Genomic DNA, 11895 nt, shown 5'->3' with positions numbered 1-11895 from the left:
GAAAACAATACCAAAAAAATACCATTAACCAAGAGGAAAACGTGGTGCGGTCAGTGATGTCAAAATAAATAATTGAAAATAAATAGATAAATTATTGGGCCGGGTTTTTCTGGTTCCAAAAGTTAATTTGCTATGGACAATTGGTATTTTTTTGGCATTAATTCCGGAAGAGGGAGAAACGGCAATGGCCACAGGAAAAACCGAAGCCAGGCATGAACAGGCGCAAGGGCTGGATGAACTCCGGCCATTTGACGCCCTGACCGTGCTTGCGCGCGCCCAGCAGGCTGCCGCCGCCGTTGTCGACCAGGCAATTGAAGATATTGCCGTGGCCGCAGGTTTCGCCGCCGATGCGCTGTCGGCCGGTGGTCGCCTCGTCTATGTGGGCGCCGGCAGTTCCGGCCTGATGGCCATGTCCGACGCGCTCGAACTTCCCGGAACCTATGGTATTTCCCGCGACCGCATCGTCGTACTGCTTGCGGGCGGTGCCGCGAGCCTGGAGGATCTGGCGGGCGGGTACGAGGACGACACGGGTCTTGCCGAAAGCGATGCGCGCGGTGCCGGGATCGAGCCCTCGGATTGCGTCATCTGCGTTTCCGCCAGCGGTTCGACGCCCTATGCGCTGGCGATCGCCACTTATGCCAGGGCCGCCGGGGCGAAGGTCGTGGCCGTCGCCAACAATGCCGGCGCAAGGCTCTTCGAAAACGCCGACGTCTCCATACTCCTGCAGACGCCTCCCGAGGTCGTCGCCGGGTCGACGCGCATGGGCGCGGGGACGGCGCAGAAGATCGCTTTCAACATGTTTTCCACATTGGTCGGAATCAAGCTCGGCCATGTCCATGACGGCTACATGGTCAATCTCAAGGCCGACAACATCAAGCTCAGGGGAAGAGCCTGCCGCATGGTCGCCGAAATCTCGGGCGTGGAGCCGGGCGAGGCCGAGCGGCTGCTCGCGAAATCTTCCGGTTCGGTCAAGGCCGCGGTTCTTCTGGCTGCCGGCGCGCCTGACGCTGCGGCGGCCGAGGCTGTTCTCGAACGATCGGGGCAGAGCCTTCGCCGCGCGCTGAAAAGCCTTCGCTGACAACGAGTTCTAAAACCGCGCCGCAACGGCGCATAAAAGGGGAGAATGACATGACTCGCAACACACTCAAGGGGCTGCTCCTTGCCTCGAGCATTCTCGGCACCGCCGGGATTGCTCACGCAGCGGACGTGACGCTGACCATCGAGAGCTGGCGCAACGACGACCTTCCGATCTGGCAGGAAAAGATCATTCCCGCTTTCGAGGCAAAGAACCCGGGCATCAAGGTCGTGTTCTCTCCGACCGCGCCGACGGAATACAACGCGGCGCTCAATGCCAAGCTCGATGCGGGTTCTGCCGGCGACCTCATCACCTGCCGTCCGTTCGACGTCTCGCTCGAGCTCTACAACAAGGGTCATCTTTCCGACCTGACCAAGCTGGCCGGGATGGAGAACTTCTCCGACGTGGCGAAGTCCGCCTGGACCACGGATGACGGTTCGGCAACCTTCTGCGTACCGATGGCCTCGGTCATCCACGGCTTCATCTACAACAAGGATGCCTTCGACCAGCTCGGCATTGCCGTTCCGGCGACCGAAGCCGAATTCTTCGCCGCCCTCGACAAGATCAAGGCCGACGGCAACTACATTCCGATGGCGATGGGCACGAAGGACCTCTGGGAAGCCGCGACGATGGGCTACCAGAACATCGGCCCGAACTACTGGAAGGGCGAGGAAGGTCGCCTGGCGCTGATCAAGGGCGAGCAGAAGCTGACCGATCCGCAGTGGGTCGAGCCTTTCAAGACGCTCGCCAAGTGGAAGGACTATCTCGGCGACGGTTTCGAGGCGCAGACCTACCCGGACAGCCAGAACCTCTTCACGCTCGGCCGCGCCGCCATCTATCCGGCGGGCTCCTGGGAAATCGGCCTGTTCAACACGCAGGCCCAGTTCAAGATGGGCGCCTTCCCGCCGCCGGTGAAGACCGCGGGTGACACCTGCTACATCTCCGACCACAACGACATCGGCATCGGCCTGAACGCCAAGAGCGCAAACGCCGACGCGGCAAAGGCCTTCCTGTCCTTCGTCGCTTCGCCGGAGTTCGCCGACATCTACGCCAATTCGCTGCCGGGCTTCTTCAGCCTGAACTCGACCGCGGTTAAGATGACCGACCCGCTGGCCCAGGAATTCGTCTCCTGGCGCGAGAAGTGCAAGCCGACCATCCGCTCGACCTACCAGATCCTGGCACGCGGCACGCCGAGCCTGGAAAACGAGACGTGGACGGAATCGGCAAACGTGATCAACGGCACGGATACCCCGGAAGTGGCTGCCGAAAAGCTGCAGAAGGGTCTCGACAGCTGGTACAAGCCTGCGAAGTAAGAAGCTTGCCCTCCCTTTCGGGGGAGGGCCAGTTCAACGGGCCGGGTGAAGCGAGGCAACCGATCTCAGAAGCTTCCTTTCGCCCCGGTTTTGCGCGACCTTCCCCTCTTGGGGAAGGTTCGGCAGGCGGATGAGCGCGGCGTTGCCGCAGTCTCTTGATTGCGGTCCGAGATCCGCGCCATCCTCTGAATTCGTGTAAGCTGAAATTCATAAACCAGCGCGAGTGGCGCGGCTGGTGTGGGGGCACGCGGCGAGACCGGCCGTGCGGTGCTCTGTCCGCCATTGCGGAACCCCATGGGACGAACGGTCGGACAAGCGGGCAGGGGCCATGAGCGACGCCATTTCTTCGCAAGACGAGTTCGAGATCGCCAAGCGGCCGAGACGCTGGCATATCGCGGTATTCCTGTTGCCGGCCCTGATCGTCTACACGGCGGTGATGATCCTGCCTCTCTTCGAAACCCTGAGGCTGTCGTTCTTCAATACGGTCGACGGGCAATCGACCTTCGTCGGATTGGCCAACTTCAAGAAGCTCTTCGGGGAGGCACGCTGGGCGGCGGATTTCTGGAATGCGCTGAAGAACAACTTCATCTTCTTCGTCATCCACATGCTGGTCCAAAATCCGATCGGCGTCGCGCTTGCAGCGCTTCTTTCGCTGCCGAAGCTGCGTTTTGCAGCCTTCTACCGCACCGCGATCTTCCTGCCGACACTGCTCTCCTTCGTCATCGTGGGCTTCATCTGGAAGCTGATCCTTTCGCCGATCTGGGGTGTATCGCCCTATCTGATGGACCTGGTGGGGTTGAAGTCCCTCTTTGCGCCCTGGCTCGGCAGGCCGAACTCCGCGCTGATCGCCGTGTCGCTCATCTCCGTCTGGCAATATGTCGGCATTCCGATGATGCTGATCTACGCAGCGCTGCTCAACATTCCCGAAGAAGTTATCGAGGCTGCCGAATGTGACGGCATCACCGGCTGGAGCCAGTTCTTCAAGATCAAGCTGCCGCTGGTTCTGCCGGCGATCGGGATCATCTCCATCCTGACCTTCGTCGGCAATTTCAACGCCTTCGACCTTGTCTATACGGTGCAGGGCGCGCTCGCCGGGCCTGACGGCTCCACGGACATCCTCGGAACCTTGCTCTACCGTACCTTCTTCGGCTTCCAGCTGCAGCTTGGAGACCGTTCGATGGGCGCAACGATTGCGACCGTGATGTTCCTGATCATCCTCGCGGGCGTCTCGCTCTACCTCTTCGTCATCCAGCGGCGCATCCGCCGCTACCAGTTCTGAGCGGAGGCCGATCATGTCAAAGGCAAGAACATCACTCAGCCGGAGCGCGATCGTTCACATCGCCCTGATTTCCTACACGGTTATCGCGGTCTTTCCGGTCTTCCTGACGATCATCAACTCGTTCAAGAACCGCAATGCGATCTTCCGCAATCCGTTGCGCGTGCCGACGGCCGAAACCTTCGATCTCGTGGGCTACCAGACAGTGCTGGGGCAGGGCGATTTCACGCTCTATTTCCAGAACAGCCTTATAGTCACCGTCGCATCGATCTTCTTCGTGCTTCTCTTCGGTGCGATGTCGGCCTTCGCGCTGTCCGAGTACCGGTTCCGCGGCAACACCATGATGGGGCTCTATCTTGCCCTCGGCATCATGATCCCCATCCGCCTTGGGACGGTCGCCATCCTGCAGGGTATGGTTGCCACGGGTCTGGTCAACACGCTGACGGCCCTGGTCCTCGTCTATACCGCGCAGGGCCTGCCACTTGCCGTCTTCATTCTCTCCGAGTTCATGCGCACCGTCTCCGACGACCTGAAGAATGCAGGCCGGATCGACGGGCTTTCGGAGTATTCGATCTTCTTCCGTCTCGTGCTGCCGCTGGTGCGTCCTGCCATGGCGACGGTTGCCGTCTTCACGATGATCCCGATCTGGAACGACCTGTGGTTCCCGCTGATCCTGGCGCCCAGCGAGGAGACGAAGACCGTGACGCTCGGCTCGCAGATCTTCATCGGCCAGTTCGTCACCAACTGGAACGCGGTTCTTGCGGCGCTGTCGCTCGCGATCCTGCCGGTGCTGGTCCTCTACCTCGCTTTCTCGCGGCAACTGATCCGCGGCATTACTTCAGGAGCAGTGAAATGACGTCCGTTTCCGCGCCGGTCCGCGTGCTTTCCGCGGGTCTCGGCAACATGGGGCGCAGTCATGCGCTCGCCTACCACGAACACCCGGGCTTCGAGATCGTCGGCCTCGTCAACCGGTCGAAGGTGGATTTGCCTGAGGGCCTGAGAGGCTACGGCATCCTGCCGTCCTTCCCGGAGGCGCTGAAGGAGCTCAAGCCGGAGCTCTGCTCGATCAACACCTATTCCGACAGCCATGCCGACTATGCGGTGATGGCCATGGAGGCGGGTGCGCATGTGTTCGTGGAAAAGCCGCTCGCAACGACGGTGGCGGATGCGGAGCGCGTGGTTGCCTGCGCGCGCGCCAACGGCCGCAAGCTGGTGGTCGGATATATCCTGCGCCACCATCCCTCGTGGATGCGGCTGATCGCAGAAGCGCGCAAGCTCGGCGGGCCATACGTGTTCCGCATGAACCTGAACCAGCAGTCGAGCGGTCCGACGTGGGAGACCCACAAGTCCCTCATGCAGACAACGCCGCCGATCGTCGATTGCGGCGTGCACTATGTCGACGTCATGTGCCAGATCACCGATGCCAGGCCGGTCGAGGTGCGCGGCATGGGACTGCGCCTTTCCGACGAAATTGCTCCGGAAATGTACAACTACGGCCACCTGCAGGTGCTGTTCGAGGATGGTTCGCTCGGCTGGTACGAGGCCGGCTGGGGCCCGATGATTTCCGAGACCGCCTTCTTCGTGAAGGACGTGATGTCGCCGAAGGGGTCCGTATCGATCGTCATGGACCCGAACGCGAAGTCCGACGACATCGATACGCACACGAAGACCGCCGTCATCCGGCTGCACAATGCCGAGACGGGGCCGAACGGCCGCTTCCTGAAGCCGGATGAGGATCTGAGAATGGCGGGGGAACCCGGCCACCAGGAGCTCTGCGACCTGGAGCAGGCCTATGTCCTCAAGGCCATCCGCGAGGACATCGATCTGTCGCGCCATATGGACGATGCGGTGCAGTCGCTGCGCATCTGCCTTGCCGCCGACGAAAGTGTGAGAACCGGCCAGCCGGTCAAGCTATAAAGGGGACGATTGGTGGGCTCTCTTCTACTGAAATCCGTACGCAAGTCCTTCGGTCCGGTCGACGTCCTGAAGGGCATCGACCTCGATGTGAAGGACGGCGAGTTCGTCATCTTCGTCGGTCCTTCCGGATGCGGAAAGTCGACGCTTTTGAGGATCATTGCGGGCCTGGAGGATTCGACCTCCGGCAATATCCTCATCGACGGTGCCGAGGTGAGCACTGTTCCTCCGGCCAAGCGCGGCATCGCGATGGTGTTCCAGTCCTACGCGCTCTATCCGCATCTGAGCGTCAAGGACAACATGGGGCTTGGCCTCAAGCAGGCAGGTGCCCCCAAGGCGGAAATCGACGAACGCGTAGGCAAGGCCTCCGCAATGCTTTCGCTCGACCGCTTCCTCGCCCGTCGCCCCGCCGAGCTTTCCGGCGGACAGCGCCAGCGCGTAGCGATCGGCCGTGCGATCGTGCGCCAGCCCAAGCTCTTCCTGTTCGACGAGCCACTTTCGAACCTCGACGCGGCGCTGCGCGTCAACACGCGCCTCGAGATCGCGAGACTGCATCGCGAACTGAAGGCGACCATGATCTACGTGACGCACGATCAGGTGGAGGCAATGACGCTCGCCGACAAGATCGTCGTGCTCGATGCCGGCGTCATCCAGCAGGTCGGCTCCCCGATGGAACTCTACAATCGGCCGGCCAACCTCTTCGTTGCTGGCTTCATCGGGTCGCCCGCCATGAACTTCATCGAGGCGGCCAGGCTAGGCCACGGAGACGCCAAGACCATCGGCATCCGCCCCGAGCACATCTCCCTCTCGCGGGAGAGCGGCGAGTGGAAGGGAAAGGTTGTCCATGTCGAGCATCTCGGCGCCGACACGATCCTCTACCTCGACATCGAGAAAACCGGCCTTCTGACCGTCCGTCTTTTCGGCGAGCATCACTACGCTCCGGACGATATTGTCTATGCAAGCCCGAACAGCGGGCAACTGCACCGATTTGATGCAGAGGGGCGGGCGATCCGGTGAGGGCCCTCATCACAAAAACGTGATAGTGCCGGATTTGTGATTTGTGCGGCGCAGTAGTGCGTTGAACATCGATCCCATTTAACATACATGAATGTTTGTAAAAGTGCGAAGCGGAGGTCCTGAGGGCTTTCGCTTCGAATCATTTCAAGGCTTTAAGGTGGGCTGCCTGTTCCCGATGGCAATGCCTGTCGCTATTCTCGTGGAAGATACGATGCGTCTGATCAGACCGATTGCCATTGCAACGATGGGAAGCCTGCTTGTTCTAGCGGGCTGCCAGAAAGAGGAACAGCAGGCTGCAGGGGGCGGAATGCCGCCCTCGCAGGTCGGCGTGATCACGACCGCCGTCGAGCAGGTTCCTATCACCAACGAACTGCCGGGCCGTATCGCGGCGACCCGCATTGCCGAGGTTCGCCCGCGCGTATCGGGCATCGTCGTCGAACGCGTCTTCGAGCAGGGCTCGATCGTCAAGGAGGGCGACGTCCTCTACCGGATCGATCCCGCGCCCTTCAAGGTCCAGGTCGACAGCGCCGAGGCGACGCTCCGGCGCGCCGAAGCCGTGCAGATGCAGGCGCGGCAGGCTGCCGACCGCCAGGAACAGCTTCGCAAGTCCAACGTCGGCTCGGCCCAGCAGCTGGACGATGCCGTTGCGCAGCTCGCGCAGGCGAACGCGGACGTTGCCGTCGCCCAGGCGGGCCTTGCCTCCGCGCAGCTCAATTTCGAATATGCCGAGGTCAAGGCCCCGATCAGCGGCCGCATCGGCCGCGCCCTGATCACCGAGGGTGCGCTGGTCAGCGCCAACGGCACCGAGAACCTTGCAACGATCCAGCAGCTCGATCCCGTCTACGCCGACTTCACCCAGTCCGCCACGGATCTGATCCGTCTGCGCAATGCTCTCAAGGATGGTGCCTTGATGAGCGAGCAGAACTCTGCCGACGTGAAGCTCATGCTCGACGACGGAACGATCTATCCGCAATCGGGCAAGCTCCTGTTCTCCGAGGCTGCCGTCGACGAGACGACGGGGCAGATCACGCTTCGCGGCGAGTTTCCCAATCCTAACAACGATCTCCTGCCCGGCATGTACGTGCGCGTGCAGATCGAACAGGGCGTCGAGAAGAACGCGATCCTGGTGCCGCAACAGGCGGTCCAGCGCGACACGTCCGGCAAGGCGCAGCTCTACGTGGTCAATGCCGAGAAGAAGGTTGACCTGCGTCAGGTGACCGTCGGCCGTGCCAACGGCACGCGCTGGGTCATCACCGAGGGCTTGAAGCCCGGCGAGCAGGTTGTCGTCGAAGGCTTCCAGAAGGTTCGTCCGGGTGCCGAAGTCGTCCCGAGCGAATGGAAGCCCGAGAGTGCTGCCCCCGAGGCCCAGAAGCAGGCCGCCGCACAGACCGAAGCGTCTGCAGAGACGAAGTGAGGATCTGAACGATGCCGAGATTTTTCATCGACAGGCCCATCTTTGCGTGGGTCGTCGCGATCTTCATCATGCTCGCAGGCGTCATCGCGATCCCGATGCTGCCGGTCGCTCAGTACCCGAACGTGGCGCCGCCGCAGATCTCGATCTCGACCAACTACCCCGGCGCGTCGCCGGAGGACATCTACCAGTCGGTAACGCGGCCGATCGAGGAAGAGCTGAACGGCGTTCCCGGACTGCTCTACTTCGAATCCACCTCTGAATCGTCTGGCAGCATTTCCATCGACGTGACGTTCGCGCCGGGCACGGATATCGGCGAGGCGCAGGTCGAGGTGCAGAACCGCATTGCCCGCGTCGAGCCGCGCCTGCCTCAGGCCGTGACCCAGCAGGGCATGCGCGTCGAGCAGGCGAGCACCTCGTTCCTCATGGTGGTGGCGTTGTCTTCGACCGACGGAAACACCGACGCGATCGGGCTCGGCGATTATCTGAGCCGCAACGTGCTGGGCGAGATCCGGCGCGTGCCCGGCGTCGGCAGCGCAACGCTGTTCTCCACCCAGCGCTCCATGCGCATCTGGGTGGACCCGGACAAGATGGTCGGCCTCAACCTCACGGTCGACGACATCAACAACGCGATCTCGGCACAGAACGCGCAGGTCTCGGCCGGCCAGATCGGCGCGCAGCCGAACCCCATCGGCCAACAGATCTCGGCAACTGTGCTTGTGCGGGGCCAGCTTGCCTCGCCGGAGGAGTTCGGCTCGATCGTGCTGCGCGCCAACCCGGACGGTTCGTCGGTGCGGCTGCGTGACGTCGCCCGCATCGAGATCGGCGGCGAGAGCTACAACTTCTCCACGCGCCTCAGCGGAAACCCGACGGCCGCCATCGGCGTGCAGCTGTCTCCGACGGGCAACGCCATGTCGACTGCGGCGGGCGTTCGCGCGAAGATGGACGAGCTGTCCCGGTTCTTCCCGGCCGGGCTCGAGTACAGCATCCCCTACGACACGACGCCCTTCGTCGAAGTGTCGATCGAGAAGGTGATCCACACGCTGATCGAGGCGATCGGCCTCGTCTTCATCGTGATGTTCCTGTTCCTGCAGAACATCCGCTACACGATCATCCCGACGCTGGTGGTGCCGGTGGCGCTGCTTGGAACCTGCGCGGCCATGTTTGTCTCCGGGTTCTCGATCAACGTGCTCACCATGTTCGCCATGGTGTTGGCGATCGGCATTCTCGTCGACGACGCCATCGTGGTTGTGGAGAACGTCGAGCGCATCATGGCCGAAGAGGGGCTGTCGCCGAAGGAGGCGACGAAGAAGGCGATGGGCCAGATCACGGGCGCCATCATCGGCATCACGCTCGTGTTGTCGGCGGTGTTCATCCCGATGGCCTTCTTCCCAGGCGCCGTCGGCATCATCTATCAGCAGTTCAGCCTGACCATGGTGGTGTCGATCCTGTTCTCAGGCTTCCTGGCACTGTCGCTGACGCCGGCTCTTTGCGCCACCTTCCTGAAGCCGATCACGCGCGGCCACCATGAGAAGCGCGGCTTCTTCGGCTGGTTCAACCGCGGCTTCGACAAGACGGCGCACAGCTATTCCGGCGTGGTGGGCGGTATCGTGAAGCGGTCCGGCCGGCTGATGGTCGTCTATCTGGCGCTGCTGGCGGGTCTCGGCTACGCCTACATGCAGCTTCCGACGTCGTTCCTGCCGAACGAGGACCAGGGCTACCTGATCGTCGACATGCAGGCTCCGTCCGAGGCCAGCGGAACGCGCACTGCCGATGTCATCCAACAGGTCGAGAAGATCTTCCTAGGCGAAGAAGCCGTCGCCGACATCGTTGCAATCTCCGGTTACAGCTTCTCCGGTACCGGCCAGAACGCCGGCCTCGCCTTCGTTCCGCTGAAGGACTGGTCCGAGCGCGGACCAGAGAACTCGGCGGACGCGATCGCGGGCCGGGCCAACATGCAGCTGTTCGGCATCAAGGATGCGATGACGTTCTCGCTGTCGCCGCCGCCGATCCAGGGCCTCGGCAATTCCACCGGCTTCACCTTCCGCCTGCAGGATCGCGGCGGTCTGGGGCAGGCGGCGCTGTCGGCCGCACGCGACCAGCTGATGGCCGCAGCCCAGCAAAGCTCGGTCGTCACCGGACTGCGCATCGAAGGCATGCCGGATGCGGCCCAGGTCAACCTCGTGATCGACCGCGAGAAGGCGAACACCTTCGGGGTGACCTTCGCGGACATCAACTCGACGATCTCGGCCAACCTCGGCTCGTCCTACATCAACGACTTCCCCAATTCCGGCCGGATGCAGCGCGTGACGGTGCAGGCGGATGCGGAGAAGCGCATGCAGACGGCGGACCTCCTGAACCTGAACGTTCGCAACGCCAGCGGCGGCATGGTTCCGCTGTCTTCCTTTGCCACCGTCGAATGGCTCCGCGGGCCGCAGCAGATCGTCGGCTACAACGGCTACCCGTCCGTACGCATCAGCGGCCAGGCCGCACCCGGCTATTCCTCGGGTGATGCGATCGCCGAGATGGAGCGCCTTGCCGGCGAACTTCCAACCGGCTTCGGCTACGAATGGACCGGCCAGTCGCTGCAGGAGATCCAGTCGGGCTCGCAGGCGCCGGCACTGATCGCGCTCTCGATCCTGTTCGTCTTCCTGCTCCTGTCGGCGCTCTACGAGAGCTGGTCGATCCCGTTGTCGGTCATGCTGGTCGTGCCACTCGGTGTCATCGGCTCGGTGCTGGCCGTCATGTGGCGCGATATGCCCAATGACGTCTACTTCCTCGTCGGCCTGATCACCATCATCGGTCTTTCGGCGAAAAATGCGATTCTAATCATCGAGTTCGCCAAGGATCTTCGCGCAGAAGGCAAGCCGTTGCTCGAGGCCACCGTCGAGGCCGCGCGCCTGCGCTTCCGTCCGATCCTGATGACGTCTCTGGCCTTCACGCTCGGCGTTCTCCCGATGGCAATTGCCAAGGGCGCAAGTGCTGCGAGCCAGAACGCGATCGGCACCGGTGTGATGGGCGGCATGATCTCGGCGACGGTCCTTGCGATCTTCTTCGTCCCGGTCTTCTTCGTGTTCATCATGAAGATCTTCGGCGGCAAAAAAGAGAAGGCTGCAGGGGAGACCCAGGCCCAGCCAGCCGAGTGAGCAACGGGTGAAACCCCGCCATCGGGCGCATGCCCGCTGGCGGAGTGTTGCTCTGGTTTGAATGTTCCGGGGGGCGCCCTTTGGCGGCCCCCGCCGTAACAGGTGGATCGATGCGCAGGACCAAGGCCGAAGCTGAAGAAACCCGTCAGCAGATCATTTGCGCGGCGGAGCGCGTATTCTTCGAGAAGGGCGTCTCCAACGCGACGATGGAAGACGTGGCCCATGCCGCCGGCGTCACGCGGGGCGCGATATACTGGCATTTCGCCAACAAGACCGACCTCTTCATGGAACTCTACAATTCCGCTCCGCTTCCGGAGGAGGATCTCCTCGAAAACTGGATGCGCGCCGAAAACGCGGACATCCTGGCGCTTCTTGAAAAGACCGTCGGGGAATGGCTCGATCTGATCTCCACGGATGCGCGGCGGCAGAGAATGTTCGCGATCATCTTGCGCTGCGACTACAGCGGCGATCTGGCCGCCGCGCTGGAAAAGCAGAGGGAAGTCGACGGCAAGTACTTGCTGTTCCTCGAGCGCGCCTTCGCACATGCCGACGCGACTGGACGTCTTTCCGCGCACTGGACGCCGAATTCCGCGACCGCGGCGCTTCGGTGGATGATCAAGGGGGTATGCACGGAGTGGCTGCTCTTCGGCAGGCGCTTCGACCTGGCAGAGCAGGGCAAGGAAAGTCTCCGGCGCCTCTTCCTGAGCTTCCAGGCGCCATGACCGGATCTCCCGCTCTCGCGT

At 62.3% G+C, this 11895-nt stretch carries 9 protein-coding genes; all 9 read left to right on the top strand.

The window, feature by feature from the left end; genetic code table 11:
• Positions 1–184: 184 nt before the first annotated feature.
• The 9 genes from F3Y30_RS16575 (at position 185) to F3Y30_RS16535 (ending at position 11874) form a co-directional block, all read left to right on the top strand.
• Complete coding sequence (locus F3Y30_RS16575; RefSeq protein WP_203423807.1) at positions 185–1078, top strand: N-acetylmuramic acid 6-phosphate etherase; 894 nt, start codon at positions 185–187, stop codon at positions 1076–1078.
• A gap of 50 nt (positions 1079–1128) precedes the next feature.
• Positions 1129–2388, top strand: coding sequence for an ABC transporter substrate-binding protein (locus F3Y30_RS16570; protein ID WP_203423806.1), 1260 nt, complete (start codon positions 1129–1131; stop codon positions 2386–2388).
• A 328-nt stretch (positions 2389–2716) separates the two neighbouring features.
• The gene (locus F3Y30_RS16565) at positions 2717–3667 is read left to right on the top strand and encodes a sugar ABC transporter permease (protein ID WP_203423805.1); all 951 of its coding nucleotides are present in this window, start codon (positions 2717–2719) and stop codon (positions 3665–3667) included.
• A 13-nt stretch (positions 3668–3680) separates the two neighbouring features.
• On the top strand, positions 3681–4520 hold the full coding sequence (locus F3Y30_RS16560) for a carbohydrate ABC transporter permease (protein ID WP_203423804.1): 840 nt from the start codon (positions 3681–3683) through the stop codon (positions 4518–4520).
• A complete protein-coding gene (locus tag F3Y30_RS16555) occupies positions 4517–5581 on the top strand; it encodes a Gfo/Idh/MocA family oxidoreductase (RefSeq protein ID WP_203423803.1) in 1065 nt (354 codons plus the stop codon). The genes F3Y30_RS16560 and F3Y30_RS16555 overlap by 4 nt, the downstream gene beginning before the upstream one ends.
• A gap of 12 nt (positions 5582–5593) precedes the next feature.
• Positions 5594–6595 (top strand): ABC transporter ATP-binding protein, encoded by a 1002-nt coding sequence (locus tag F3Y30_RS16550; RefSeq protein ID WP_203423802.1) that lies wholly within the window; start codon positions 5594–5596, stop codon positions 6593–6595.
• Between the two features lie 211 nt (positions 6596–6806).
• A complete protein-coding gene (locus tag F3Y30_RS16545) occupies positions 6807–8009 on the top strand; it encodes an efflux RND transporter periplasmic adaptor subunit (protein ID WP_203423801.1) in 1203 nt (400 codons plus the stop codon).
• Positions 8010–8020: 11 nt separating this feature from the next.
• Positions 8021–11152, top strand: coding sequence for an efflux RND transporter permease subunit (locus tag F3Y30_RS16540; RefSeq protein ID WP_203423800.1), 3132 nt, complete (start codon positions 8021–8023; stop codon positions 11150–11152).
• Between the two features lie 110 nt (positions 11153–11262).
• Complete coding sequence (locus tag F3Y30_RS16535; protein WP_203423799.1) at positions 11263–11874, top strand: TetR family transcriptional regulator; 612 nt, start codon at positions 11263–11265, stop codon at positions 11872–11874.
• Positions 11875–11895: the final 21 nt, after the last annotated feature.

Origin of the sequence: Sinorhizobium sp. BG8 (assembly GCF_016864555.1) — a bacterium.
Classification (GTDB): Bacteria; Pseudomonadota; Alphaproteobacteria; order Rhizobiales; family Rhizobiaceae; genus BG8.
The sequence above is the reverse complement of the archived record's forward strand: the minus strand, read 5'-3'. Positions and strand labels throughout refer to the sequence as shown.

What these genes read in the sequence shown, in the direction of transcription:
- F3Y30_RS16540 (WP_203423800.1), top strand. Translation starts at nt 8,021, where the DNA reads ATGCCGAGATTTTTCATCGACAGGCCCATCTTTGCGTGGGTCGTCGCG.
- F3Y30_RS16545 (WP_203423801.1), top strand. Translation starts at nt 6,807, where the DNA reads ATGCGTCTGATCAGACCGATTGCCATTGCAACGATGGGAAGCCTGCTT.
- F3Y30_RS16575 (WP_203423807.1), top strand. Translation starts at nt 185, where the DNA reads ATGGCCACAGGAAAAACCGAAGCCAGGCATGAACAGGCGCAAGGGCTG.
- F3Y30_RS16535 (WP_203423799.1), top strand. Translation starts at nt 11,263, where the DNA reads ATGCGCAGGACCAAGGCCGAAGCTGAAGAAACCCGTCAGCAGATCATT.
- F3Y30_RS16560 (WP_203423804.1), top strand. Translation starts at nt 3,681, where the DNA reads ATGTCAAAGGCAAGAACATCACTCAGCCGGAGCGCGATCGTTCACATC.
- F3Y30_RS16570 (WP_203423806.1), top strand. Translation starts at nt 1,129, where the DNA reads ATGACTCGCAACACACTCAAGGGGCTGCTCCTTGCCTCGAGCATTCTC.
- F3Y30_RS16555 (WP_203423803.1), top strand. Translation starts at nt 4,517, where the DNA reads ATGACGTCCGTTTCCGCGCCGGTCCGCGTGCTTTCCGCGGGTCTCGGC.
- F3Y30_RS16565 (WP_203423805.1), top strand. Translation starts at nt 2,717, where the DNA reads ATGAGCGACGCCATTTCTTCGCAAGACGAGTTCGAGATCGCCAAGCGG.